We start from the raw sequence: 23,599 nt of genomic DNA on the forward strand, positions 1-23,599 counted from the left end.
CCCCCATGAAGATGCGCCTTCTCACCGGGTGGCAAGCCCGGTTCCATCTGGTGTGCCTGCTGATGCTGTTCAGTGCGCTGGCCGCCGGTGTCTGGCCAGGCAGTGCACATGCCCAGGCCCAGGTCACGCCGCTGCAGAGCGAGGCCGTGGCCGTCGAGCCCTTGCAGGACCCGACCGCCGCTGCGCCGGCGGCTGCCGAAGCGGTGGCCGCGCCCGCCTATGACCATGGCGACGTCGCCTGGATGCTCACCTCCACCCTGCTGGTGCTGCTGATGGTGGTACCGGGCCTGGCCCTGTTCTACGGCGGCCTGGTGCGTTCGAAGAACGTGCTGTCGGTGCTCAGCCAGATCCTGGTGGTGTTCTCGCTGGTGCTGCTGTTGTGGGTGGCCTATGGCTACAGCGCAGTGTTCAGCGCCGGCAATCCGTTCTTCGGCTCGTTCACCGAATTCGCCTTCCTCAAGGGCTTCACCCCGGAGTCGGTGGGCAACACGCCGATCAAGGGATTGCCGGACTACCTGTTCGTCGCCTTCCAGTCGACCTTCGCCGGCATCACCACCGCGCTGATCGTCGGTGCCTTCGCCGAGCGCATCAAGTTCCGCGCGGTGCTGCTGTTCTCGGCGCTGTGGTTCACCCTCAGCTACATCCCGATGGCGCACATCGTCTGGGGCGGCGGCTACCTCGGCGAACTGGGCGCGATCGATTTCGCTGGTGGCACCGTGGTGCACATCAACGCCGGCGTGGCCGGTCTGGTGGCTGCATGGTTCGTCGGCAAGCGGCTGGGCTACGGGCAGACCGCGTTGAAGCCGCACAACGTGCCGTTCACCTATATCGGCGCGATGCTGCTGTGGGTCGGCTGGTTCGGCTTCAATGCCGGTTCTGCCGCCGCCGCCGACACCGTCGCCTCGCTGGCCTTCCTCAACACTGTGCTGGCGACTGCTGCAGCGGTGCTGGGCTGGACGCTGGTGGAAGCGATCAGCAAGGGCAAGCCGTCGGCACTGGGCGCGGCCTCGGGTGCGGTGGCAGGCCTGGTTGGCATCACCCCGGCATGCGGCACCGTCGGCCCGCTCGGCGCGATCGTCATCGGCCTGGTTGCCGGCGTGGTCTGCGTGTGGGGCGTGACCGGCCTCAAGCGCCTGCTGAAGGTGGACGACACCGCCGACGTGTTCGGTGTGCATGGCGTGGGCGGCATCGTCGGTGCGATCCTCACCGGTGTGTTCAGCGCGCAGTCGCTGGGCGGCACCAAGGCCGATCTGGATATCGGCCACCAGGTGTGGGTGCAGGTGGTCAGCGTCGGCCTCACCGTGCTGTGGTCGGCCGTGGTGACCGCAGCCATCCTGCTGCTGGTCAAGGTGGTGGTCGGCCTGCGGGTCACCGAGGAGGCCGAGCGTACCGGCCTGGATGTGACCTCGCATGGTGAATCGGCCTACGAGGCCTGATGCATGACAGGTGGCCCCCAAGGGGCCGCCTGGCATCAACATGGTGGGTGCCGACCGTTGGTCGGCACTGCATCTGCTCTGGTAGTTGCCAAGCTTGCTTGGCACTGCTCCTGCGCTGGACTACTCCTGCTCTGGTGGGTGCCGACCGTTGGTCGGCACGGTCGGTGATCCAGCCACGCATGGCGTGGCTCTACTGCATCGTCCGGGCTTATCGCGCACAATCGGGCCATGCACCCGATCCGCACTTCCCTGATGCTCTCGGCCTGCCTGCTGCTGGCCGCCTGTGCTTCCACGCCGCAGGAAACCCGCAACCCGCTTGCCACCTGGGTGCCGTCGCCGAACCAGAACGCGCGCACGCCGGTCATCATCGTCATCCACCACACCGAGCAGAAATCGGTGCAGCAGAGCCTGCACACGCTGCGTACCGCCAACAGCGGCGGGCGGGTCAGTGCGCATTACCTGATCGGCGCCGATGGCCATCGCTACCAGCTGGTGGCCGATGAACGCCGCGCCTGGCACGCCGGTTCCGGGCGCTGGGGCACCATCACCGATCTGAACTCCGCGTCCATCGGCATCGAGCTGGACAATAACGGTCGTGCGCCTTTCAGCCCCGCGCAGATCGAATCGCTGATCGTGCTGCTGCGCGACCTCACCGAACGGCTGAATATTCCGCCGCGGCAGGTGATCGGCCACGCCGACCTGGCACCGACGCGCAAGGAAGATCCCAGCCGCTTCTTCCCGTGGCAGCAACTGGCGCAGGCCGGTTTTGGCGTGTGGCCGCGCGCTGCCGATGGGGCTGCGCCGGAAGGCTTCGATGCATGGGCCGCGCTGGCGCGCTTTGGTTATCCGCTGGACAACCGCGAGGCCGCCGTCGCCGCGTTCCACCGCCGTTTCCGTGGCAGCGACACCCTGCCGAAAGCCCTCGACGCGGAAGACGCGCGCATCCTGCATTCGCTGTTGCTGCAGACCCCGTAGCCGGTAGCGCCGGGCCATGCCCGGCGAGCGCACCGTCCGGGATCCGCTTCTCGCCGGGCATGGCCCGGCGCTACCCAAGGTTGCCGCGCCACCATCGGCCCCACTACATTGCCACGATGATCACTGTTACGTCGCCGCGCGCGCTCCTCACCTTCTTGGCCGTTGCCCTGCTTGCCAGCTGCGCCACCACCGGCACCCGTCCCGAAGCGCCGGCCGCTGCCAAGCCCGCTGCCGCCACCTACGCCAAGGTCGACTGGAAGGCTCTCCCGGCCGTGACCGATACCGACCTGCAGGCCGGCTTCGCCGCTTGGCGCAGCAGCTGCACCCGCCTGAAGAACGATGCGACCTGGGCCAAGCCCTGCGCGACCGCCAACACCGTGTCCGACAAGGACGCCAGCGCGATCCGCGCATTCCTGCAGCGCGATCTCGATGTCTATTCCCTGCGCGCCGGCGGCCATCGCGCCGACGGCCTGATCACCGGCTATTACGAGCCCATCTATCCGGGCAGCCTCACCCGCACCGACACCGCCACCGTGCCGGTGTACGGCACACCCGATGATCTGGTGGTGGTGCAGCTGGACAGCGTCTATCCCGAACTGAAGGGCAAGCGCCTGCGCGGTCGCGTGGAGGGCAAGGTGCTCAAGCCCTACGACGATGCCGGCAGCATCGCCAGCAAGGGGGCCAAGGCGCCGGTGCTGGCCTGGCTGACCGATCCGATGGACCTGCAGCTGCTGCAGATCCAGGGTTCGGGGCGGGTGCGCCTGGCCGATGGCAAGCAGGTGCGGCTGGCCTATGCCGAACAGAACGGCCATCCCTATCGCGCGATCGGCCGCTGGCTGGTGGAGCAGGGCGAGCTGAAGAAGGAAGACGTCACCATGGACGCGATCCGCGCGTGGGCGAAGGCACATCCGACGCGCGTACCGGAACTGCTGCGCAGCAATCCCAGCTACGTGTTCTTCGTGCGCAGCGCGGACAGCCCGGAAGGTCCGCGTGGTTCGTTGAACGTGCCGCTGACCGCCGGCTACAGCGTGGCGGTGGATCGCACCGTGGTGCCGCTGGGCAGCCTGCTGTGGCTGTCCACCACGCGCCCGGACGGCACGCCGGTGGTACGCCCGGTGGCCGCGCAGGACACCGGTGGCGCCATTGCCGGCGAGGTACGTGCCGATCTGTACTGGGGCAGCGGCGATGCCGCCGGCAAGCTGGCCGGCGACATGAAGCAGCAGGGCAACCTGTGGCTGCTGTGGCCGAAGGGTGTGGCGTTGCCGCAGTAAGTCAGCAGGGGTCAGATCCCTCTCCGCAGGAAAGGGATCTGACCCTCATATGCCTGATAATGGCGCCATTCCGAACTTTCCGGTCGCGCATGCGGCCAGGACCCATGCAATGAAATACGCAAAGAACAACGCAAAATCCAACACGAAGAAGTACTACAAGCACTGGGCCGAATCGGGCCTGGGCAAGGGCAACGTGCTGATGGAAGCCCGTGGCGAGAAGATCGTGCGCCAGGTGGAAATCTACGGGGCCAAGGTCGTGTGGGCCGATGAAACCGGCCAGAGCGATGACCGCTTCGTGCTGGCCGACCAGCCGGTGTCGTTCATGGACTTCGACGAAGACGACGAGATCAGCGCGCGCGAGTTTGAAATTGCCTGGAAGAAGGCCCGGGAAGCCACCGGCTACCCCGTCTAAGGTCGAGGGAGCTGCAGTCATCGGATGGCTGGCGGAATCGAAATGTTATAAAGTTTCATTTCCAACCTCCCGCCCGCCCCCTGATGAAGACTCCCACGCTGGTGGCCGCGCTCGCGGCCGCCCCGTTCGCCCCTGAAGCATTCGCCCAGTCCGCCGACGCCGCGCTCACCCTGGGCAAGGTCGATGTGCACCAGCACAGCGAGGGGCAGCTGAGCGCACACCAGGTGCTGACCTCGGTGGACGTGCTGGGCGCGGACCAGATCGAAAGCCGCAACGTGTCGCACAGCTGGGAACTGCTCGGGCAGATGCCCGGCATCCAGCTGACTGAAACCCGGCAGGGCGCCGAGTCGGGCAAGGTCAGCTTCCGCGCCTTCAACGGCGAAGGCTACCTCAATGCCATCAAGACGCTGATCGACGGCATCCCCAGCAACGTCAACAGCGGCAACCAGCGCTTCATCGACATGCTGTTCCCGCTGGAAATCAGCTACATCGAAGTGGTGCGCGGTACCAACGATCCGCGCTACGGCCTGCACAACATCGGCGGCAACGTGAACTTCGGCACGCGCCAGGGCGGCACCTACACCGACGCGCGGCTGGCCTATGGCAGCTACAACACCCGCGATGTGCAGCTGGCGGTGGGCCGCGAAGCCGACGGCTTCGCGCAGAACTACTTCGTCGGCACCCAGGCCAGCGACGGTTACCGCGACCACGACAGCTCGAAGAAATACGCACTGGGCGGCAAGTGGTTCTTCGGTTCGCTGGAGGAGGGGCTGCGCATCGGTCTGACCGCGCGCGCCTACCATCACCAGGCCGACGAACCCGGTTTCATGACCGCGGAAGAGCTGCATGCGGGCCGCCGCCGCAGCGACCTGCGCAACGCCAATGACGGCGATGACCGCGACATGCGTCAGTTCGCCGCGCACCTGGACATGAAGCTGTCCGACGCGGTGACCTTCGGCACGCGGCTGTACTACAACCGCTATGAAGACGACCGTCGTGTGACCTTCAGTGACCTGCCCAGCGGTAACCTGCCGCGCCAGCGTCGTGTCTGGGACGAGCGCCAGGCAGGCCTGCTCGGCACGCTCACCTGGCAGGCCAGCCCCATGCTTACCGTGGAAGGCGGGCTGAACTACGAGCAGCAGGACAACGGCTACCGTCGCGAGCGCTACGCCTACGCCGAGCCCACCGATTTCAGCCAGACACCGGCACGCGTGCAGAACAACGACCGCCACAGCTTCGACAACTGGGGCGCTTACGTGCAGGCCATCTACCAGCCAGCCGACGCATGGAAGATCGTGCCGGCCTACCGTGTGGACCGTTTCAGCGGCCGCACCCGGCTGATGAGCGGCGCCACCGGCCGCCTGCAGGACTACGGCAGCATCGGCCAGCCCAAACTGAGTGTCATTCACAGCCTGGGTGAGCACACGCACATCTACGCCAACTGGGGCCGTACCTTCCAGGTGCTGACCGGTTCCACCGCGCCGGCCTACCTCACCCCGGGGCAGGCACCGATGCAGCCCTCCACCAACACCGGCATGGAGCTGGGCCTGAAATTCCAGCCCTTCGTCGGCAGCCAGGCCCGGCTGGCGGTATGGCAGCAGGACGCGGAAAACGAAGTGTCCAACATGCCGGCCACCGGCACCACGGTCACGCTGGGCAAGACCCGCCGCCGCGGCGTGGATGCGCAGATCAGCGCGCAGCTGGGTGACGCGTGGACGCTGTGGGCCTCGCATGCCTATCAGGAGGCGAAGATCACCCGTGACGACCGCGCCGCCGGCGTGACCCTGCAGGGACGCGAAGTGGCCGCCACCCCGCGCCACATCAGCAACCTCGGCCTGGACTACCAGGCCAGCGATGCTCTGCAGCTGGGCCTGCAGGCACGCGCGCAGGGCGATTACTACCTGGAAGAGCGCAACGCCACCGGCAAGTTCGGCGGCTTCGCCGTGCTCGACCTCAGCGCGAAGTATCAGATCACCCCGGCCTGGAGCGTGGACCTGCAGCTGAAGAACGTGACCGGCCGCGAGTATGCCTACGCGTGGTACGACAGCTTCTTCTGGGACAGCGCCCGGCCGATGTTCTCGCCCGCCCCGGGCCGCGCGGTCTTCGTCGGCCTCAACATGAAGCTGTAACCGCAAAGCCGGTAGTGGTCGAGCTTGCTCGACCTGCAGGGGTCAGCGCCCTTTCCTGACGGAAAGGGCTCTGACCCCACACCCACGTTTTGCACTACATTGGTGCAATGTCCGACCCCGCGCCCCCGCCGTCCCTCGATGCCCTCGGCACGCCGCTGGCCTGGGCCGGGCCCGATGGCCGCATCGCCGGCTGCAACCCGGCCTTCGCGCGCTGGCTGGGCGTCAGCGGCCGGCGCCTGCTCGGCCAGCCGTTGGCCGCGCTGGAAGTGCAGGGTGAGGCGCTGGCCCATTTCCTGGCACGCGACGAGCGCGACAGCTTGCGCCTGAACCGGCTGGCGTTGGCGCTGCCGGGCGAAGCCGCGCGTTTTGCCGAAGGCTGGATGAGCCGCCGCGACGATGGCGGCTGGCTGCTGGAGGCGCATCCGGTCGATGAGTTCCCCGGGCTCGACCCGACTCAGGCCCTGCCCAGCGCGCTCAGCGCAGCGCTGAAGGGCCTGGCGCACGAACTGCGCAATCCGCTGGCCGGGCTGAAGGGCGCCGCACAGCTGCTGGCCCGCCGCGCGGCACAGCGCGATGCCAGCGAACGCGAGCTGATCGACCTGATCGGCTCGGAGATCGAGCGCCTCAATGGCCTGCTCGAGCAGCTGCTGTCACCAGCACCCGCCGCGCCACATGCGGCGCTGAACATCCACGCCGCGTTGGAGCGGGTGCTGCGCCTGGCCGAGAACGAGGCCGGCTGGGCGGTGCGCCTGCAGCGCGACTACGACCCCAGCATCCCCGAATTCGATGGCGACGCCGACCGCCTCACCCAGGCGGTATGGAACCTGGTGCGCAATGCCATCCAGGCCGGTGCCGGCAACATCACCCTGCGCACCCGCGTTGAACACGGTGTGCGCATCGCCGAGCAGCTGCACACCCTGGCGTTGCGGCTGGAAATCGCCGACGACGGCCGTGGCGTACCCGAAGAACTGGCCGAACACCTGTTCCTGCCCCTGGTCAGTGGTCGCGCCGAAGGCACCGGCCTGGGCCTGGCGCTGGCCCAGCAGGTCGCGCGCGAGCATCGCGGCACGCTGACCTACCGGTCGCGCCCGGGCCATACCGTATTCACCCTGCTGCTGCCGATCGGCAACGGCACCGCCGCCGCCGAGGAGGCCCCGCGCGATGTCTGAGTCTTCCGCGTCCCCGCCGTGCATCTGGGTGGTCGACGATGATCGCGCCGTGCGCTTCGTGCTGTGCACCGCGCTGCGCGAGGCCGGCTACCAGGTGGTCGACTTCGACAGCGCCGCCCCCGCACTGCAGGCGCTGGCTGATAGCCCGCCGCCTGCGCTGCTGTTCACCGACGTGCGCATGCCCGGCGACGATGGCCTGGTGCTGCTGGACAAGCTGAAGGCCGCGCTGCCGCAGCTGCCGGTGGTGGTGATGTCGGCCTACACCGACGTCGCCAGTACAGCCGGTGCGTTCCGCGGCGGTGCGCACGAGTTCCTGTCCAAGCCGTTCGATCTGGACGATGCGGTGGCACTGGCCCAGCGCGTGCTGCCTGCGGTGGCGCCGGCCATGGCCGCGCCGACTCCCGCCGCAGAAGCCGCCAGCGACCAGCCGCCGCAACTGGTGGGCGATACGCCACCGATGCGCGCGCTGTTCCGCGCCATCGGCCGCCTCGCGCAGGCGCCATTGGCGGTGCTGATCATCGGCGAAACCGGTACTGGCAAGGAGCTGGTGGCCAACGCGCTGCACCGCGAATCGCCGCGTGCGCAGCATCCGTTCGTCGCGCTGAACACCGCCGCCATTCCCGCCGAGCTGCTGGAAAGCGAGTTGTTCGGCCACGAGGCCGGTGCGTTCACCGGCGCGCAGCGGCGCCACATCGGCCGCTTCGAGCAGGCCAACGGCGGTACCCTGTTCCTCGATGAAATCGGTGACATGCCGTTGCCGTTGCAGACGCGCCTGCTGCGCGTGCTCGCCCAGGGCGAATTCTTCCGCGTGGGCGGACGCGAACTGATCCGCGTCGATGTGCGCGTGGTCGCCGCCACCCACCAGGATCTGGAAGGACTGGTCGCGCAGGGAAAATTCCGAGCCGATCTGCTGCACCGCCTGGACGTGGTGCGCCTGCAGCTGCCGCCGCTGCGCGAGCGCCGCGAGGACATCGCGCAACTGGCTACCACGTTCCTGGCGGCTGCCGCGCGCAGGCTCGATACGCCGCCCAAGCGGCTGACCGCCGCCGCCCTGCAGGCGCTGCGCGAGCACGACTGGCCGGGCAACGTCCGCGAACTGGAAAACGTGTGCTGGCGCATGGCCGCACTGGCCGCCGCCGATACCATCGGTGTGGCTGATGTTGATACCGCGCTCAACCGCACCCGCAGCCGGCGCAGCAGCGCGGCCGCCGGTGACCCGGGCCAATGGGAAGCGATGCTGTCCGAATGGGCACGCCGGCAGCTGGCCGAGGGCACCGAGGGCCTGCACGCGCAGGTGCGCGAACGGGTCGACCACGCCTTGTTGGAGGCCGCCCTGCAGATCACCCACGGTCGTCGCGCCGAAGCCGCCGCGCGCCTGGGCCTCGGCCGCAATACGCTTACCCGCAAGCTGGGCGCCGGTCGCCGCCGCGGCGGCCATTGAACGGTGCCTGCACGCGATCCTCGCACCCGCTTGCCGAACTGTTGATCCTCCATGGACGATGCCGTCCGTAGTGTTACCTGCAAGGAGTCCTCGATGCGTTTGTCCTTCGCCCTTCTGCCGCTGTCCGCTGCCGTGCTCCTGTCTGCCTGTGGCAGCGCACCGAAGAAGCCGCAGCCCACACCGCCGCCGGTGGTCACCACGCCGGTGGCCCAGCTGGCCGAAGCCAACCTGGCGCCAGCCTCGGCCAGCATCGTCAGCGGCCGTCTGGTGCTGAAGACCGAAAGCGGTGGCGTGCACTTGACCGGCCTGGTCGGCGGCCTGCAGCCGATGCAGCAGGCCGGTTTCCACATCCATGAGCGCGGTGACTGCAGCGCGGTGGACGCCAGCAGCGCCGGCAACCACTTCAATCCCGCCGGCGTCGCGCACGGTCGTGCCGGCAGCGGCAAGCACCACCTGGGCGACATCGACAACCTGCAGGCCGACGCGCAGGGCCGTGCCAACGTCGATGTGCATCTGAAGGGCGTTACCCTGGGCGGAGGCGCCGCCACGGATATCGCCAGGCGTGCACTGGTCGTGCATGCCAGGGCCGACGACTATCGCAGCCAGCCCGCCGGCAATGCCGGCGTCCGCATCGCCTGCGGCGTGATCCGGGTAACCCGCTGATCACACCACCGGCATTTCCCAAGGAGAGTTTCCATGCGTCTGATCCACACTTCGCTGTTCGCGGCCATCGCTGCACTGGGCCTTGCCGCCTGCAACCAGCAGCCGGCAGCGCCGGCAGCCGAAGCTCCGGCCACCACCCCGGCCGAAGGTTCGGCAGCACCGGCCGATCCGGCCACTGCACCGGCTACCGCAGCGGCCCCGGCAACCGATGCCTCGGCCACTGCCGAACTGGCACCGACCCAGGGCAATGAAACCAAGGGGTCGATCACCTTCAAGCTGGTCGACGGCAAGGTGCATGCGTCCGGCCAGATCAGTGGCCTGAAGCCGGGCAGCGAGCACGGCTTCCATATCCACGAGAAGGGTGACTGCAGCGCGCCGGACGGTATGAGCGCCGGCGGCCACTTCAATCCGGGCAAGCAGGACCACGGCAACGTGGCCACTGATCCGCACCACGGTGGTGACATGCCCAACATCAAGGCCGACGACAAGGGCGTAGCCACCATTGATGGTCCGGTGTCGAGCAACGTCAACATCGGCAAGGGTGATGACTTCGACATCATCGGCCGCGGCCTGATCGTCCACGCCGACGCGGACGACTACAAGACCCAGCCGACCGGCAACGCCGGCGCGCGACTGGCGTGCGCGGTGATCAAGAAGGCACCGTAAGAAAACGAAAACGCCGGCGCAAGCCGGCGTTTTTCAGTTGATCTGCCGGGCATGGCCCGGCGCTACCGTATTCCGTGGGTAGCGCCGGGCCATGCCCGGCGGCATTACCTGGACGTCAGCGCGCCAGCAGCTCGCGTGCGTCCTGGCCGGCTTCGCAATGCACGAACAGCACCGGCACACCGTGCGCTTCCAGCACCGCGGCCATCTGCCGCTGGCGCATCAGGAACTGCTCGTAGATGCCCTGCAGGCGCTCGCAGTCGCCCTTGCCGTGGTTGTAATGCGCGCACCAGCCGGCCGGGTCGAACAGCGCCATGCGCGCTTCGCCCTGCGTATAGCGCAGCAACGGCTCGGGTGCGTCACTCAGCCACTCGTCCTGGCCCGGGGCCATGATCGCGGTTTCAATCAGCGGCCACAGCGCGGCCAGTCCCTGGTTGTCGTACTGCATCGACATCATCGCGGCCAGATCGTTCACGGTGAAATAGCGTGCGTGCTCCACGCGTGCACCGAACGTGTTCTGTGCCATCAGCGCGGTATCGGCATGGGCCATGCCATTGGCCAGCAGCACCTCTTCCAGGGCATCGGCCACGGCTGTCGTGGTGGCCACGTCGGTACCGGTCAGCAGGAACGGCACCACCCGCAGGCCACCGCCTACCAGGGTAGCGTCGGCCTGGAACGGCAGCGGCACATCACCGCTGGCATCGGCGCCGAAGGCCAGCACGCGCGGGCCCTGGTTGCTACCGGGCGCGCGCATCTGCAGCTCTTCCAGGCGGCGATGGATCGGCCAGCCCGGGCGAAGCACTTCGGCCGGATCGAAATGGGCGGCGGCGAACACCAAGTCCAGCTCGGCCACCTGTGGCACCAGCTTGGACAGGTCGCGGCCGACGCGTTCGGCCAGTTCACCGGCCTGTTCAGCGCTGAGCACCGCCTGGCGGGGGATTTCGCCGCCGGCCAGTTCCAGGGCCAGCACGCCAAGGGCATTCATCGCAGGGTCGGGTTTGCTCATGGTTCCACGGTTGGCCCATCACAGGGCGGCAGCTACACTTGGCCCCATTATGCCTGCTCTGTCGTGCAGGCCATGTTGCAGACACCCTCATCCATGCCAGGTATCTCCATGCCCAACGCTCGTCCCGTCGCCATCCTCGGTGGCGTCCGCATTCCGTTCTGCCGGCAGAACACCGCGTATTCGGATGTCGGCAACCTCGGCATGTCGGTGCGTACGCTGGGAGCGCTGGTCGAGCGCTTCGGCCTGCACGGCCAGCAGCTGGGCGAAGTGGCGATGGGTGCGGTCATCAAGCACTCCAGCGACTGGAACCTGGGTCGCGAAGCCACGCTGTCCTCGGGCCTGTCGCCGTTGACCCCCGGCATCACCCTGCAGCGCGCCTGCGGCACCTCGCTGGACAGCATCATCACCGTTGCCAACAAGATCGCCCTGGGCCAGATCGAGTCCGGCATCGGCGGTGGTTCGGACACCACGTCCGACGTGCCGATCGTGTACGGCAAGAAGCTGCGCGCGCGCCTGCTGGCGGCCAACCGTGCCAAGAGCACCGGTGACAAGATCCGCGCACTGACCTCCGGCTTCAAGTTCGCCGAGCTCAAGCCGGAGTTTCCGGGCGTGGCCGAGCCGCGTACCGGCAAGAGCATGGGCGACCACTGCGAGGACATGGCCAAGGAGTGGAACATCTCGCGCGACTCGCAGGACGAGTGGGCGGTGTCTTCGCACAAGAAGCTGGCCGCAGCCTATGAGCGCGGCTTCTTCAATGACCTGATCGCACCGTTCCGCGGCGTCGAGCGCGACAACATCCTGCGTGCCGACACCTCGCTGGAGAAGCTGGCCACGCTGAAGCCGGCCTTCGACAAGGTATCCGGCCGTGGCACCCTGACCGCAGCCAACTCCACCCCGCTGACCGATGGCGCCGCCGCCGTGCTGCTGGCCAGCGAAGAGTGGGCGCGCGCGCATGGCCACGAGCCGCAGGCCTACCTGCGCGACGCACACGTGTCGGCCGTCGATTTCGTGCACGGCGAAGGCCTGTTGATGGCGCCGACCGTGGCCGTGCCGGAGATGCTCAAGCGCAACGGCCTGACCCTGCAGGACTTCGACATCTACGAGATCCACGAAGCCTTCGCCGCACAGGTGCTGTGCACCCTGCGTGCGTGGGAGAGCGAGGATTACTGCCGCAACCGCCTCGGCCTGGATGCGCCGATGGGCCGCATCGACCCGGACAAGATCAACCTGCTGGGTTCGTCGCTGGCCACCGGTCACCCGTTCGCCGCCACCGGTGCGCGCGTGATCGCCACGGCGGCCAAGCAGCTGGCCGAGCGCGGCGGTGGCCGTGCGCTGGTGTCGATCTGCACCGCCGGCGGCATGGGCGTGGTGGCGATCGTCGAACGTTGAACGCCACGGTAGTGCCGGCCGCTGGCCGGCAACGTTGGAATTGAAAACGCCGCCCGATGGGCGGCGTTTCTGTTATTCCGGCGGGCTCACACGCCAACCAAGGTTGGCGTCTACCGAAGCGGGTTAGGGCAACCGCGGGTTGCCGAACGCGTCGCGGTCTTCATTGGCGTCGTACACCGGCGGCAGCGGTGCAATCGACTGCTCCTCGACGGTCGCATGCAGCGGCGGGTCAGCCACCGCTGCCGGTGCACGCACCAGCGCCACGCTGTCTTCGCCACGCTGCAGGCGCAGCGCGTTGGCCAGGCACTGCGCGGCCAGCACGTGTTCGCCACGTTGCGCGAAGGCTTCGCCCAGCGCTTCCCATGCAGGGGCACCGGCACCCGCGGCGATGGCTTCATGCAGGAACGCATCGGCCGCGTCCCACTGTTGCTGCGCCAGCGCGATGCGGCCCTGGGCCAGGCGCAGGGCGGCCGAGTCGTCGTGCACGTTGCGCCAGCGCTGCAGGTTGGCCTGGCGCGTGGCCAGACGTTCGGCCGGCAGACGGCCATACACGGCCACCAGTTCGTCATCCCAGCGGTGGTCCAGCGCCTGCTCAAGCGCCAGCAGTGCCGGTTCGTCCCAGTCCAGTGCAACCGCACGGGTGGCGTAGGCAGCAACCACGTCCGGTGTCGGTCGCAGCGCCTTCGGCGTGGCTTCCCACTGCGCAGCCAGGGCGTTGACGTCGCCCGCTTCCAGCAGTGCCTGCGCGGCCAGGCGTGCTTCCAGCTCGCTGCTGGCCTCGGCCGGCAGCACCTTGGTCTGGCGCAGTGCGCCCAGCTGGCCGTAAGCCTCGTGCGCGCGGCCGGCACGTGCCAGCGCTTCGGTACGCAGCCACAGACCACGCGGCGGCAGCGGCTGGATCGCCGCCACATCCAATGCGTTGATCGCATCCACCGGCAGATCGTTGGCCAACAGCTGCTCGGCACGCAGCAGTGCCTGCAAAGTCGCATCGCTTTCGCCCAGGCGCTGCAGCAGCGCCTCGGCAGCGGGGGCGTCGGCCCGCACCTGCGCGCTGCGCACGGCATTGGCCAGGGCAACTCCGCTCACTTCCGGATCCTTGGCGGCGCCATCCAGCAGCTTCTCGGCGCGCTGCCACTGGCCATGCTCATAGGCCAGCAGACCATCGATCAGGCGCACCCGGCCCTGCTTGCGGCGGTAGCGGCCCCAGGCACGGAACGGTGCGGCGATCAGGCTCCACAGCAGCCACAGCACCAGCACGCCGATCACCGACAGCAGCGCTACCTTCGGCAGGTTGCTGTGGTAGTCGTAGCCGCCATAGCGCAGGGTCACTTCGCCGTAGCGGTTCAGGTCATCGGTGCCGAGCCATTGCGCGGCAACTACGCCAATGGCCACTGCCAGCAACAGCACGACCAGTGATTGCAGGGGTTTCATACGGGCTTACCTCCGGTCGGTCTGGGTACGCAGTTGTTGCAGGGTGCTGCCAAGCACGGTGTCATCGGCCTGCAATGGCAGCGAGCGCAGGGCATGGAGTTCAGCACGTTGCGCGCGCAGGTCCGGTGAATCCGGCCAGCGCCGCTGCGCCCAGTGATCGATTCTGTTCAGCGCGGCATCGCGGCCTTTGCCGTCGCCGCGCTCGATCGCTGCGCGGGCCAGGGTCAGTTCCAGCTGCAGCGCCGTATCGATGGTGGTGCGCTCGGCCGACGTCAGCGGGCCGTTCAGGCGGCTCGGGGTGATATCCACGAAGGGCGCCAGCGCGGCCTGCCACCACGGTTTTGCGGTGTTGTTGGCCGGCGTCTGCGCGATCTGCGAAGGCAGGCCCTGCAGGGCCTTGCCCAACGCGTCCAGGCGTTGCAGTGACAGCACGCGCGGGCCAGCGCCCAACGCATCCAGCGCGTTGCGTTCCTGCACCAGGGCCTGGCGCAGGTTCAGGCCGTCGCTGTCGGGCAGATCGGCCAACGCAGTGGCGGCCAGCGCATACAGCCGGCGTGAGCCTTCCACGTCATCGGCGAAGGCCAGCCGCTGTGCGGCCTGGGTCAGCAGCAGTTCGGCCTCATCGCGCTGCACGGCCTGGCGGCCCTGGTTGGCGCTGTCGGCCAGCTTGGCCAGGTTTTCTTCCAGCAGGGCACTGCGTTGCGACAGGCCCAGCACTTCGTCGCGCAGCACCCGGTTGGTGGTGGCCGCATCCTGCAAGCGCTGGCTGGCAGCGCGCTGGTCGCGGCGCAGGGCCTCGACCGTAGCCTCCAGCCCCTTCAGCTGCACGGCGGTGGTCTGCGCCTGCGCCAGCTGGTCGCTCTGCTGCTTCTGCCAATAGTGGTAGCCGGCATAGCCGCCCGCGCCCAGCACCGCCAGCACGGCAAGCGGCAGCAGCCAGCGCATGGGGCGATGGGGCGATGGAGCGGGCGGCAGAGTGTCGTTCATCGGGCTTCCTTGTCGGCGGCAATGCCGGAACAGATCCGGCAGGCAGCGTTGTGCACAGCATCACTGTTGCCGACGACACCGGCAAGCCGCTGCCGGGCGCCTGTTCAGGTCGCTGCCGGGCCGGTGAGCGCAGTGTGTGCAGCGGCCATCAACTGAACGCTCGTAGGGCCCTCGCTGCGCACCACCCGGGTCAGCCCCAGGGCCTGCGCCTGCGCGCCCAGCCGGTCGCTGGCCACCAGCGCGATCGCGTTCGCCCGCAGCCGCTGCTGCCAGTGCGCAGGCAGCTGCTGCCAGAAACGCTGCAATGCCTCGCCACTGCTGATGGCCAGCAGCCAAGGCGTTGGAGAACGGGCCAAACGCGCCAGCATGCGCCGCGACAAGCGCAGCGGCAGCCGTCGGTAGACATCAGCGCGGGTGATCTGCGCGCCCGCGGCCTGCAACTCAGCGGCAATCAGGCCCCGGCCTCCCGGTGCGGTCACCAGCCCGATCTGCATGCCCCGCACATCGCCCAGCACCGGCATCGCCAGCAGGCCCTCACTGTCCATCCGCTGGGGCGCATGGACGTCAGCGACGCCATGGGCCAGCAGGGCACGCGCCGTGCCTTCGCCCACCGTCAGCCACGGGCTGCGCTGCGCCGCCGCCAGCGGTAGCAGGCTGGCCGCTGCGGCCACGGCCGCCGGGCTGGTGAACACCACCCGATCGCTGGTCAGCGCCCGTTGCAGTTGCTGGCGCGCGGCGCTGCCCTGCACACGCTGCAGCCGCCAGGGCGAAAGCGCGACGGTACGGCCTCCCAGCCCTGCTGCGGCATGGCGCAGCGCCGCCTGCTGGCCCTGCGGGCGCAGCGAGATCAGGGTCCAGCCAGTGGGTATCGTATGGTTGGCCATTACCGTCATTATGCGGGCCCTTCGTTGTCGTGGTTGCTGCTGATGGCTGTTGATGCCCTGACCTCTTCGCTGGCTGCCCTGCAGGACGTGCTGGACTGCATGCCGGCGGTCCGCGCGATGCAGATCCGCCTGGATGGCTATGCCGACGGCGTGCTGCGCATCACCGCGCCGCTGGTGGCCAACGTCAATGACAAGGGCAATGCGTTCGGTGGCAGCCTGGCCTCGGTGCTGACCCTGTCCGGCTGGGCGCTGGTCAGCCTGCGCCTGCGCCTGGCCGGCCACGACGCCGAGGTCTACGTGGCCGACAGCAACCTGCGCTACCTGGCACCGGTCTATGAAGACCTGCATGCCCATGCCGAAGCGGCCGGAAGCGGCGCCTGGGAGACCTTCCTGGCCACCTTCCGCCAGCGCGGCAAGGCCCGCATCAGCATTGTCGCCACCCAGCCCGGTGCCGACGGCAAGGCCGCGGCCGAATTCAGCGGTCGCTTCGTTGCCTTCGCCAAAGGGTAGGATGGCAGGCTGACGCCCTGCGGAACCCACCGATGCGCCGCCTCATCCAGATCCTCCTGTGTTCCCTGCTGCTGCTCAGCGCCGCCGCCGGCGCTGCCGCCGACGACCTCAGCCGCAAGCAGCGCAAGCTGCTGGAAGAGACCCAGATCGCCTACGGTGCCACCATCCGCTGGGGCAGCATGGACGACGCCATCGCCTATCTGGACCCGCAGCTGCGCAAGTCCAAGCCGCCGACCGAGTTCGAGCTCAACCGCTATGCGCAGCTGCGCGTGTCGTCCTACCGCGAGCGCAGCAGCGCATCGCTGGAAGGCGGCCAGGTCGAGCGCCGGGTCGAAATCGGGGTGATCAACCAGAACACCCAGGCCGAGCGCACCGTGGTGGTGACCGAGCGCTGGCGCTGGGATCCGGAAGCCAAGCGCTGGTGGCAGAGTGCGGGCCTGCCGGACCTCTGGCAGGGGCAGTGACGGGGCGCTCCCGGCTTGTGCGACAATCGGCGCCCGCTTAATCGACCCGTGACCTGAGTGAATTACGAAGAGTTGCTGGCCTTCGCAGGCCGAAACCCGATGCTGTCCGCGGCCCTGGTCGGCCTGACCGTGGCCCTCATCGTCACCGAAATCCGCCGCCTGTTCCGGGGCTTCAAGGGCATCAAGCCCGCCGAACTGACCCAGCTGATCAACGCGGGCGGCACGGTGGTGGTTGATCTGTCGCCCAGCGCTGATTTCGAAAAGGGCCACATCGCCGGCAGCCGCAGTGCCCAGGCCAGCGCGTTCGGCCCCGAGCACAAGCTGGTGGCCAACGCCAAGCAGGCCCCGGTGGTGCTGGTGTGCCGCAGCGGCAACGCGTCCGAGACCGCCGCCAAGGCGCTGAAGAAGGCCGGCTTCGAGAAGGTCTTCGTGCTCGACGGCGGCATCCCCGCGTGGCAGCAGGCAGAACTGCCGCTGGTCAAGGGCCGCAACTGATCGCAGGCGGTGGCGGATGTGGCCTTGTTTGCGCCCTCCGCCGCCCCCATCGCAGTAATTCGACCATCGTTTTCATTGCATTCACTGGAGTTACTGGAAATGTCCGAAGAGACCACCAACGGCGCTGTCGCGCCGGTCGATGCCGCCACCGGCCCCGCGTTCACCGTCGAGAAGATCTACGTCAAGGACGTTTCCTTCGAGTCGCCGAATGCCCCGTCGATCTTCAACGACCAGGTGCAGCCGGAACTGCAGCTCAACCTGAACCAGCAGGTCCAGCGTCTGGGCGAGAATGCCTTTGAAGTCGTGCTGGCCGTGACCCTGACCTGCCAGGCCGGCGAGCGCACCGCGTACGTGGCCGAAGTGAAGCAGGCTGGCGTGTTCGGCCTGGTCGGCCTGGACCCGCAGTCGATCGACGTGCTGCTCGGCACCCAGTGCCCGAACATCCTGTTCCCGTACGTGCGCCAGCTGGTCAGCGACCTGATCCAGGCCGGCGGCTTCCCGCCGTTCTTCCTGCAGCCGATCAACTTCGAAGGCCTGTACGCAGAAACCCTGCGCCAGCGCCAGGAGCAGGGCGACGCACCGTCGCTGGCTGACTCCGAGCCGGCCGGCAACGCCTGATCCCGGCCGCGACGTCACGGATGAGCACTACCGCTGACAAGATTGCCATACTCGGCGCCGGTTCCTGGGGAACCGCGCTGGCGACGCTGCTCGCCCGCCACGGTCGCCAGACCGTGCTGTGGGGGCGCGATGCTGCCGTGGTCGAGGCCATCGACCAGCGCCACGAGAATCCGCGTTACCTGCCGGGCATTCCGTTGCCGGAATCGCTGCGCGCCACCACCGACCTCGCGTCGGCGGTGGAAGGTGCCGCCTGGATCCTGGTGGTGACCCCGTCGCATGCATTCGGTGAAACCGTGCGCGCGCTGGCACCGCTGCGTCCGGCCGGTGCCGGTGTGGCCTGGGCCACCAAGGGCTTCGAGCCCGGCTCTGGCCGCTTCCTGCATGAAGTAGCGCGCGAAGTGCTGGGCGAGGACGTGCCGCTAGCCGTTGTCACCGGGCCGTCGTTCGCCAAGGAAGTCACCCTGGGCCTGCCGACCGCGATTACCGTGCACGGCGACGTGCCCGAGTTCGCGCAGACGGTGGCCGAGGCCATGCACGGCCCGGCGTTCCGCGCCTACACCGGCGACGACATGGTCGGTGCCGAGCTGGGCGGTGCGATGAAGAACGTGCTGGCCGTGGCCACCGGCGTGGCCGATGGCATGCAGCTGGGCCTGAACGCCCGTGCCGGCCTGATCACCCGTGGCCTCAACGAGATGCTGCGCCTGGCGGCAGCGATCGGCGCCAAGCCGGAAACGCTGATGGGCCTGGCGGGGCTGGGCGACCTGGTGCTGACCTGCACCGGTGACCTGTCGCGCAACCGCCGCCTGGGCCTGGCCCTGGGCCGCGGGCAGACGCTGCAGGACGCCATCCGCGAAATCGGCCAGGTGGTCGAGTCGGTGCAGACCGCAGACGAAGTGATGCGACAGGCGCGCCGTCATGGCATCGACCTGCCCATCTCCGACCGCGTGCGCGCCGTGCTGCATGGCGAGCAGACCCCGGAAGAAGGATTGCGTGCGCTGTTGGCACGCGAACAGAAGCCGGAGTATCCGGATACGCTGTTCAAGTGAATCGAAAACCCCGGCCCAGTGCCGGGGTTTTTTTTGTGCGTGCGCGAAACCCATCCACGCATGGCGTGGATCTACTGTGGAACCCGTAGCGCCCATCACCGCGACCGCGGCGGCGTGTTGGTGTTGTCCATGTCCGAAAAAATCATCCATGGCCCACCCGCCACGCGCTTCAACGTCAGCGTGAACTTCCCGGTATCGCCTGCGTTGTTGCCGTAGGTGTAGGCACCAATGATGTAACCGGTGGATTCCTCTGCGGCATAGGCCAGCGCACGCAGCCGCAACGGGCTGCTTCCCTGGCCGGCATACGCCGCCTCGATCGCCGCGCGCCCGCGCACGGGCGGCTGGTTGCTCTGCAGGATGAAACCATCCTCGGCGAACAATCCCGCCAACGCCTTCGCATCACCGGTGCGCCACGCCTGTTCGTAATCGCGCAGCACGCGATCCAGCGCGGCGGGCAGGGGGACATCGGCAAGACGTGCGGCGGGCGAGGATGCGGCGGGCTCCTGCGCAACAACAGGCCCGGCCAGCAACAGGCCACTGATGAGAAACACGGCAAGTCTTGAATGGCACATACGTCTGCATCCTGGCGGTGATGGAAGGCGTGATTGCCAGAGTATCCACCTTGGCTGGCGGGTAGAATCACGCGGTCGCTGGCTGGGCGAATGGACACAGGGAATGACGTCTCGAATGATGGGAATGGCAGGGCTGGTCGCGTTGCTGGCTGCGTGCACGCAGGCACCGGCACCGGAAGCAGGCACCGCAGCTGCACCCGCCGCTACTGCTGCGCCGACGGAAGCCCCAGCCGCCACGGCCACGGTGGTCGAGAACGCGCCTTCCGTCGAAGACGGCGTGGACCCGTCGGTGTGGGACAACGAAGGCGAGCCGGAAGGTGAGACCCCAGGCGCCGAACTCACCTGCGCGGACAATCCGCTGGCGACTTATTTCTTCACCCTGGTCGGCGGCAACACCGTGGACGACTGCGGCCGCAAGGACCCGAAGGTGCTGGCCGCGTTCGACGCCCTGATGAAGAACACTGCGGCGGCCGAATCGCCCGACAAGAACGTCCCTTCGCTGCGCGAACGCCTGCTGAGCGGTCCCAGCGGCCCTGGCGAACTGATGGTGCTGCAGGGCGAGCCGTGGTGGCTTTACACCGCCTGCCAGGCGCACCAGTGCTCGACCACCGCGCTGGCGATGCTGTATTCGCCGACGCACTCGAAGATGGTCGGCCGCCTTACCACCCGCTGCAACGTGTGGTGGCTGGGCGAGCCGAACGCGGAGCAGCGCGCGCTGATCGAGCGCGAGCGGCCGGTGGACGAAGCGATGCTGAAGGAAGAAGGCGATTCCTGCGAATGACCGGCGGTAACGCCGGAAGATTCTCCGGCGTTACGCCTCAGGCCGCATCCGCGCGCTGACCTGCGCGGTCAGCGCCAGGCACGCCATCATCAAACCCTCCATCACCCGATCGCCCACGTATTCGTCGTCCGGGCCGTTCTGGCGGACGCGCTCGGCCGCCAGCAGCATTTCCAGCGCGATGCGCAGGCCCGCCAGTGCGCAGTCCGCATCGGCCAGCGCCATGCGGCGGCCGGGCATCTGATGACGCTCCGGCCACGGCTGGCCGTCGGCGGCTGCGCCGTTGCCGATCCGCGTCAGCGTGGCGATGAAAGCTCTGGGATCGATCGCAGATGCTTGTTCTGATGACGCATCGCCAGCTGCGCGATAGGGATGAGGGCGAGGAAATTCCGGTGCAGTCATGGCTGGGGCTCCGTGCAGGACAGACGGTAGCCGCCACACAAAGGTGGCGGGCGGAGACGTGGCTCGAAAACCGGGACAATGAACCGGCAGGCACAAGGCCTCCACGCTCCGCCCGCCGCAGCCGGCAGACGGATTGCCGACCGACGCCACGCGAGGTGGCGTCGGCCGGCAAGCGCAATCACTTCATTGTCGATACGGGTTTTCGAGGCCCGGCCGCCCCAGATGAGGCGGCTCGTCATCTGTACCTGTGCCGACGCGCAGTGCCAATCAGAAGAGTTGCATTCAATGCTTGATGCAAGACGCGTTCGGCATTCTTGCATGCTGTTAAGCCGCCCCAGACGCCGATGGCGCAAGGGCCCTCAGCGATAGAGGAATATGCGACATGGGTCGTGATTGCCGGCGTAGTTGGCTGAGACGTCAGCGAGGCAATAACGACAGAACGCTGCGATTGGGCGATACAGCGTGGTGCTAGTCGAGCTCTATGAGAAAGCGCGTGGCCATGGCAGATGGCACCACAGACGCCCCGACCCGCTTCAGTTCAACCAGCCCATAGCCTTCCATCATCCGAAGGGTACGAGAAAGGCTTGGAACCTTGCGCCCGCAGTGCTCGGACAGTTCGGTGAGCGACCTGGGTTGAAGTTCGCGCAGCAGTCGCAACAGCCGGCGGTTCTCATCGCTCAATACTGCGGCCAGGGAAGACAGGGTGGAGAAGGCTATCGCCCCCTCCGTAACCTGCGGTGGTGCCGATCTGTCCTTTCGTTCTCCGCCGATGACACAACGTCGGAAGGTACTTTGGACTGGCGAACGGCACGTATCGGAATCTGTCATCGGTGCGGGATTGCATTGGGACCGATAGATCATGTCTGGCCGAGCACGCGCTGGATTGAACAAACGGCGCATGGATGGCGCAACCGAAGTCTGTGTCAGCTTCCGGCCAGCAGCAGACGCACGAGGCTCACGATCATGCTTGCCTCACCCGTTCGGGGCAGGCGGGGACCCGAGCCTGCCGGCAGACTGGCGACCTTATCCCTGGAAGGACAACGCAATGAGTACCTCCAACCGCAGGACGGCCAGCTTCGGCGTGCCGTGGGAATCGGCCTATGGGTATGCACAGGCCGTGCGCGTGAACAATTCGATCTTCGTGTCGGGCCAGCTCTCGCACACGCCGGAGGGACAGCTGGTGGCGCCGGCCGCTCTGGGCGCTGATGGAAAGCCTGCCAACTTCGACACCATGGAAGCGCAGATGAAGCGCACCTACGAGAACGCGCAGGTGTTGTTGGCCGAGCTGGGTGGATCGTTGGCGGATGTGGTTGAGGAAACCCTGTTTGTCATTGATGTGCCTGCGGCGTTCGCCGCCAGCAGCAAGGTCAGGCCTGCCGTCTATGGCCAGCCTGTTCCCCAGGTGGCCAGCAACCTCATCGGGGTTTCCGCGCTCGCCTTCCCCGAACAGTTGATCGAGATCGCGTTCCGCGCTGAAGTGCAGCCGTAGCCGGACCCTGAAGCGAAGGAGCACCCCGCGCTGACATGGAAAGCCCGCGGGCGCATTCACGCCCGCAGGCCTTCCTCACGTTGGCTCCGCAGCTTACATACCCAGATCGGACAGCCCCGGATGATCATCCGGGCGGCGCCCCAGTGGCCAGTGGAACTTGCGTTCGCTGTCCTTGATGGGCATATCGTTGATGCATGAGAAGCGGCGCTCCATCAGACCATCCGCGCCGAATTCCCAGTTCTCGTTTCCATAGGAGCGGAACCAGTTTCCAGAGTCGTCGCGCCATTCATAGGCGTAGCGCACGGCGATGCGGTTGCCGGTGAATGCCCACAACTCCTTGATCAGGCGGTACTCAAGCTCTTTCTTCCACTTTCGGGCAAGGAACTGCCGGGCTTCCTCGCGGCCGTTGGTGAACTCGGCGCGGTTTCGCCACTGGGTGTCGAGCGAATAGGCAAGCGCCACTTTGTCGGCATCGCGGGAATTCCAGCCATCTTCTGCCAAGCGAACCTTCTGGATCGCCGATTCGAGAGTGAACGGGGGAAGGGGGGGGCGGGGTGCTACTGCGGACACGGTGGGGCCTCCAATGGAAATGGATGAACGGGGTACTGCGGCGGGATTTCGGTTACTGCGGCGTTAGCGCGTGGCTTGCTTCAACAACAACTGCGCAACGTCCCTTGCGGTGTCTGCGGCGTCGTAGTCACCCATCACGCGCGATACGGTGATGGCGCCTTCCATCAGAAGCAGCAGCTGCTGCGCCAGAACGGCCGGCTGCGCGATGTTCAGTTGCCCGGTGAGCTCCAGCGTGTAATCGAGCAGTTTCTGCTTGTGATGCTTGGCGATCCTGCGGATCGGGTCGTGCGAATCGCCGACCTCACCTGCCGTGTTGATGAAGGCACAGCCGCGATAGCCCTCGGACTTGAACCAACCTTTGAGCACCGTGAACATGCCCAGGATGCGCGCTTCCGGGCTGCCGGCCTTGTCGCATTCCTGCCTGAACCAGTTGAGCCAGCGCACGTCCCGCGCGTTCAATGCGGCTGCGGCAACCTGGTCCTTGTTTTCAAAGTGTCGGTAAATGCTCTTGCGCGCAACGCCAGAGGTCTTCACCAGCAGATCCATGCCGGTCGCATGTATCCCGTTCTGGTAAATCAGCGCCTCCGCCGTGTCCAGGATCTTCAGTCGGGTGTCGGTCGTTGTCTTATCCATGGCGCCAAGGTAGAACGATCGTTCTACCTTGTCAACCAGCGATTACACATCAGCTCGGCGGCACAGTTGCCGAAGGCGACCTGCCAGGTAATCCGGACATTTCCAGAACCTGTAGCGCCCGGCCGGGTTGACGAATATCTGCTCGGATTGCATGCACACGCCAGCG

Annotated in this window: 26 protein-coding genes; 17 read left to right on the forward strand and 9 right to left on the reverse strand. The window is 67.3% G+C overall.

The window, feature by feature from the left end:
* Positions 1 to 5 precede the first annotated feature (5 nt).
* The 9 genes from CR918_RS19910 to CR918_RS19950 all read left to right on the forward strand — a co-directional run bounded on the left by CR918_RS19910 (position 6) and on the right by CR918_RS19950 (position 10,162).
* Positions 6 to 1,436, forward strand: a complete 1,431-nt coding sequence (locus CR918_RS19910) for an ammonium transporter (RefSeq protein ID WP_033832704.1) — start codon at positions 6 to 8, stop codon at positions 1,434 to 1,436.
* A 228-nt stretch (positions 1,437 to 1,664) separates the two neighbouring features.
* On the forward strand, positions 1,665 to 2,411 hold the full coding sequence (locus CR918_RS19915) for an N-acetylmuramoyl-L-alanine amidase (protein WP_099844591.1): 747 nt from the start codon (positions 1,665 to 1,667) through the stop codon (positions 2,409 to 2,411).
* 116 nt (positions 2,412 to 2,527) lie between these two features.
* A complete protein-coding gene (gene mltA / locus CR918_RS19920; protein ID WP_099844593.1) occupies positions 2,528 to 3,682 on the forward strand; it encodes a murein transglycosylase A in 1,155 nt (384 codons plus the stop codon).
* Positions 3,683 to 3,791: 109 nt separating this feature from the next.
* Entirely contained in the window at positions 3,792 to 4,094 is a 303-nt protein-coding gene (locus tag CR918_RS19925; protein ID WP_033832709.1) for a hypothetical protein, read from the forward strand.
* Between the two features lie 83 nt (positions 4,095 to 4,177).
* The gene (locus tag CR918_RS19930; RefSeq protein WP_099844595.1) at positions 4,178 to 6,223 is read left to right on the forward strand and encodes a TonB-dependent receptor; all 2,046 of its coding nucleotides are present in this window, start codon (positions 4,178 to 4,180) and stop codon (positions 6,221 to 6,223) included.
* Positions 6,224 to 6,330: 107 nt separating this feature from the next.
* A complete protein-coding gene (locus tag CR918_RS19935; protein ID WP_033832857.1) occupies positions 6,331 to 7,392 on the forward strand; it encodes a two-component system sensor histidine kinase NtrB in 1,062 nt (353 codons plus the stop codon).
* A complete protein-coding gene (ntrC, locus tag CR918_RS19940; protein ID WP_099844597.1) occupies positions 7,385 to 8,833 on the forward strand; it encodes a nitrogen regulation protein NR(I) in 1,449 nt (482 codons plus the stop codon). The genes CR918_RS19935 and ntrC overlap by 8 nt, the downstream gene beginning before the upstream one ends.
* A gap of 93 nt (positions 8,834 to 8,926) precedes the next feature.
* A complete protein-coding gene (locus CR918_RS19945) occupies positions 8,927 to 9,496 on the forward strand; it encodes a superoxide dismutase family protein (protein WP_099844599.1) in 570 nt (189 codons plus the stop codon).
* A 33-nt stretch (positions 9,497 to 9,529) separates the two neighbouring features.
* Positions 9,530 to 10,162, forward strand: a complete 633-nt coding sequence (locus CR918_RS19950) for a superoxide dismutase family protein (RefSeq protein ID WP_099844601.1) — start codon at positions 9,530 to 9,532, stop codon at positions 10,160 to 10,162.
* Between the two features lie 115 nt (positions 10,163 to 10,277).
* On the opposite strand, the gene CR918_RS19955 is transcribed toward CR918_RS19950, so the two are convergent.
* Positions 10,278 to 11,165, reverse strand: a complete 888-nt coding sequence (locus CR918_RS19955) for a hypothetical protein (protein WP_025875947.1) — start codon at positions 11,163 to 11,165, stop codon at positions 10,278 to 10,280.
* 93 nt (positions 11,166 to 11,258) lie between these two features.
* Here CR918_RS19955 and CR918_RS19960 point away from each other — a divergent pair, with 93 nt between their 5' ends.
* Positions 11,259 to 12,554 carry an acetyl-CoA C-acetyltransferase gene (locus tag CR918_RS19960; RefSeq protein WP_088100805.1) on the forward strand — a complete coding sequence of 432 codons (1,296 nt, stop codon included), beginning with the start codon at positions 11,259 to 11,261 and terminating at the stop codon, positions 12,552 to 12,554.
* A 123-nt stretch (positions 12,555 to 12,677) separates the two neighbouring features.
* Here the strand turns inward: CR918_RS19960 and CR918_RS19965 are convergent, their stop codons facing one another.
* From CR918_RS19965 to CR918_RS19975, 3 genes are all read right to left on the reverse strand, one after another.
* A complete protein-coding gene (locus CR918_RS19965; RefSeq protein WP_099844603.1) occupies positions 12,678 to 13,985 on the reverse strand; it encodes a heme biosynthesis HemY N-terminal domain-containing protein in 1,308 nt (435 codons plus the stop codon).
* Between the two features lie 6 nt (positions 13,986 to 13,991).
* A complete protein-coding gene (locus tag CR918_RS19970) occupies positions 13,992 to 14,972 on the reverse strand; it encodes a uroporphyrinogen-III C-methyltransferase (RefSeq protein WP_099844605.1) in 981 nt (326 codons plus the stop codon).
* Positions 14,973 to 15,076: 104 nt separating this feature from the next.
* A complete protein-coding gene (locus tag CR918_RS19975) occupies positions 15,077 to 15,865 on the reverse strand; it encodes a uroporphyrinogen-III synthase (RefSeq protein WP_099844607.1) in 789 nt (262 codons plus the stop codon).
* A 33-nt stretch (positions 15,866 to 15,898) separates the two neighbouring features.
* Between CR918_RS19975 and CR918_RS19980 the strand changes: the two genes are divergently transcribed.
* The 5 genes from CR918_RS19980 to CR918_RS20000 all read left to right on the forward strand — a co-directional run bounded on the left by CR918_RS19980 (position 15,899) and on the right by CR918_RS20000 (position 18,989).
* Entirely contained in the window at positions 15,899 to 16,366 is a 468-nt protein-coding gene (locus CR918_RS19980) for a YiiD C-terminal domain-containing protein (RefSeq protein ID WP_032951885.1), read from the forward strand.
* 32 nt (positions 16,367 to 16,398) lie between these two features.
* Positions 16,399 to 16,830 carry a hypothetical protein gene (locus CR918_RS19985; protein WP_025875935.1) on the forward strand — a complete coding sequence of 144 codons (432 nt, stop codon included), beginning with the start codon at positions 16,399 to 16,401 and terminating at the stop codon, positions 16,828 to 16,830.
* A 57-nt stretch (positions 16,831 to 16,887) separates the two neighbouring features.
* Positions 16,888 to 17,325: a rhodanese-like domain-containing protein gene (locus CR918_RS19990; RefSeq protein ID WP_025875933.1), complete on the forward strand. Its 438-nt coding sequence runs from the start codon at positions 16,888 to 16,890 to the stop codon at positions 17,323 to 17,325.
* Positions 17,326 to 17,424: 99 nt separating this feature from the next.
* Positions 17,425 to 17,943 (forward strand): protein-export chaperone SecB, encoded by a 519-nt coding sequence (gene secB, locus CR918_RS19995; RefSeq protein ID WP_025875931.1) that lies wholly within the window; start codon positions 17,425 to 17,427, stop codon positions 17,941 to 17,943.
* A gap of 20 nt (positions 17,944 to 17,963) precedes the next feature.
* A complete protein-coding gene (locus CR918_RS20000) occupies positions 17,964 to 18,989 on the forward strand; it encodes an NAD(P)H-dependent glycerol-3-phosphate dehydrogenase (protein ID WP_099844609.1) in 1,026 nt (341 codons plus the stop codon).
* Positions 18,990 to 19,084: 95 nt separating this feature from the next.
* On the opposite strand, the gene CR918_RS20005 is transcribed toward CR918_RS20000, so the two are convergent.
* On the reverse strand, positions 19,085 to 19,561 hold the full coding sequence (locus CR918_RS20005; RefSeq protein ID WP_165780927.1) for a YybH family protein: 477 nt from the start codon (positions 19,559 to 19,561) through the stop codon (positions 19,085 to 19,087).
* 103 nt (positions 19,562 to 19,664) lie between these two features.
* Here CR918_RS20005 and CR918_RS20010 point away from each other — a divergent pair, with 103 nt between their 5' ends.
* Positions 19,665 to 20,342 carry an Ivy family c-type lysozyme inhibitor gene (locus tag CR918_RS20010; protein WP_025875924.1) on the forward strand — a complete coding sequence of 226 codons (678 nt, stop codon included), beginning with the start codon at positions 19,665 to 19,667 and terminating at the stop codon, positions 20,340 to 20,342.
* Between the two features lie 30 nt (positions 20,343 to 20,372).
* Here CR918_RS20010 and CR918_RS20015 read toward each other — a convergent pair whose 3' ends face one another.
* On the reverse strand, positions 20,373 to 20,741 hold the full coding sequence (locus CR918_RS20015) for a hypothetical protein (protein WP_099844613.1): 369 nt from the start codon (positions 20,739 to 20,741) through the stop codon (positions 20,373 to 20,375).
* A 468-nt stretch (positions 20,742 to 21,209) separates the two neighbouring features.
* Complete coding sequence (locus CR918_RS21475) at positions 21,210 to 21,641, reverse strand: HVO_A0114 family putative DNA-binding protein (protein ID WP_309598830.1); 432 nt, start codon at positions 21,639 to 21,641, stop codon at positions 21,210 to 21,212.
* Positions 21,642 to 21,786: 145 nt separating this feature from the next.
* On the opposite strand from CR918_RS21475, the gene CR918_RS20025 reads away from it, so the two are divergent.
* Positions 21,787 to 22,230, forward strand: coding sequence for a RidA family protein (locus CR918_RS20025; protein WP_099844615.1), 444 nt, complete (start codon positions 21,787 to 21,789; stop codon positions 22,228 to 22,230).
* A gap of 93 nt (positions 22,231 to 22,323) precedes the next feature.
* Here the strand turns inward: CR918_RS20025 and CR918_RS20030 are convergent, their stop codons facing one another.
* Both CR918_RS20030 and CR918_RS20035 read right to left on the reverse strand, forming a co-directional pair.
* Entirely contained in the window at positions 22,324 to 22,800 is a 477-nt protein-coding gene (locus CR918_RS20030; protein WP_099844617.1) for a nuclear transport factor 2 family protein, read from the reverse strand.
* A 63-nt stretch (positions 22,801 to 22,863) separates the two neighbouring features.
* Entirely contained in the window at positions 22,864 to 23,433 is a 570-nt protein-coding gene (locus tag CR918_RS20035) for a TetR/AcrR family transcriptional regulator (protein ID WP_032978050.1), read from the reverse strand.
* Positions 23,434 to 23,599 lie beyond the last annotated feature (166 nt).

The sequence above is a fragment of the Stenotrophomonas indicatrix genome, assembly GCF_002750975.1.
GTDB lineage: Bacteria > Pseudomonadota > Gammaproteobacteria > Xanthomonadales > Xanthomonadaceae > Stenotrophomonas > Stenotrophomonas indicatrix.

Excerpts from the sequence above, each read along its gene's own strand:
- CR918_RS19925 (WP_033832709.1), top strand. The coding sequence starts at position 3,792 with ATGAAATACGCAAAGAACAACGCAAAATCCAACACGAAGAAGTACTAC.
- secB (WP_025875931.1), top strand. The coding sequence starts at position 17,425 with ATGTCCGAAGAGACCACCAACGGCGCTGTCGCGCCGGTCGATGCCGCC.
- CR918_RS19960 (WP_088100805.1), top strand. The coding sequence starts at position 11,259 with ATGCCAGGTATCTCCATGCCCAACGCTCGTCCCGTCGCCATCCTCGGT.
- ntrC (WP_099844597.1), top strand. The coding sequence starts at position 7,385 with ATGTCTGAGTCTTCCGCGTCCCCGCCGTGCATCTGGGTGGTCGACGAT.
- CR918_RS19935 (WP_033832857.1), top strand. The coding sequence starts at position 6,331 with ATGTCCGACCCCGCGCCCCCGCCGTCCCTCGATGCCCTCGGCACGCCG.
- CR918_RS19965 (WP_099844603.1), bottom strand. The coding sequence starts at position 13,985 with ATGAAACCCCTGCAATCACTGGTCGTGCTGTTGCTGGCAGTGGCCATT.
- CR918_RS19955 (WP_025875947.1), bottom strand. The coding sequence starts at position 11,165 with ATGAGCAAACCCGACCCTGCGATGAATGCCCTTGGCGTGCTGGCCCTG.
- CR918_RS20025 (WP_099844615.1), top strand. The coding sequence starts at position 21,787 with ATGAGTACCTCCAACCGCAGGACGGCCAGCTTCGGCGTGCCGTGGGAA.
- CR918_RS19985 (WP_025875935.1), top strand. The coding sequence starts at position 16,399 with ATGCGCCGCCTCATCCAGATCCTCCTGTGTTCCCTGCTGCTGCTCAGC.
- CR918_RS21475 (WP_309598830.1), bottom strand. The coding sequence starts at position 21,641 with ATGCGCCGTTTGTTCAATCCAGCGCGTGCTCGGCCAGACATGATCTAT.
- CR918_RS20015 (WP_099844613.1), bottom strand. The coding sequence starts at position 20,741 with ATGACTGCACCGGAATTTCCTCGCCCTCATCCCTATCGCGCAGCTGGC.
- CR918_RS20010 (WP_025875924.1), top strand. The coding sequence starts at position 19,665 with ATGACGTCTCGAATGATGGGAATGGCAGGGCTGGTCGCGTTGCTGGCT.
- CR918_RS19945 (WP_099844599.1), top strand. The coding sequence starts at position 8,927 with ATGCGTTTGTCCTTCGCCCTTCTGCCGCTGTCCGCTGCCGTGCTCCTG.
- CR918_RS19915 (WP_099844591.1), top strand. The coding sequence starts at position 1,665 with ATGCACCCGATCCGCACTTCCCTGATGCTCTCGGCCTGCCTGCTGCTG.
- CR918_RS19910 (WP_033832704.1), top strand. The coding sequence starts at position 6 with ATGAAGATGCGCCTTCTCACCGGGTGGCAAGCCCGGTTCCATCTGGTG.
- CR918_RS19975 (WP_099844607.1), bottom strand. The coding sequence starts at position 15,865 with ATGACGGTAATGGCCAACCATACGATACCCACTGGCTGGACCCTGATC.
- CR918_RS19930 (WP_099844595.1), top strand. The coding sequence starts at position 4,178 with ATGAAGACTCCCACGCTGGTGGCCGCGCTCGCGGCCGCCCCGTTCGCC.
- CR918_RS19980 (WP_032951885.1), top strand. The coding sequence starts at position 15,899 with ATGGCTGTTGATGCCCTGACCTCTTCGCTGGCTGCCCTGCAGGACGTG.
- CR918_RS19970 (WP_099844605.1), bottom strand. The coding sequence starts at position 14,972 with ATGAACGACACTCTGCCGCCCGCTCCATCGCCCCATCGCCCCATGCGC.
- CR918_RS20005 (WP_165780927.1), bottom strand. The coding sequence starts at position 19,561 with ATGTGCCATTCAAGACTTGCCGTGTTTCTCATCAGTGGCCTGTTGCTG.
- mltA (WP_099844593.1), top strand. The coding sequence starts at position 2,528 with ATGATCACTGTTACGTCGCCGCGCGCGCTCCTCACCTTCTTGGCCGTT.
- CR918_RS20035 (WP_032978050.1), bottom strand. The coding sequence starts at position 23,433 with ATGGATAAGACAACGACCGACACCCGACTGAAGATCCTGGACACGGCG.
- CR918_RS20000 (WP_099844609.1), top strand. The coding sequence starts at position 17,964 with ATGAGCACTACCGCTGACAAGATTGCCATACTCGGCGCCGGTTCCTGG.
- CR918_RS19950 (WP_099844601.1), top strand. The coding sequence starts at position 9,530 with ATGCGTCTGATCCACACTTCGCTGTTCGCGGCCATCGCTGCACTGGGC.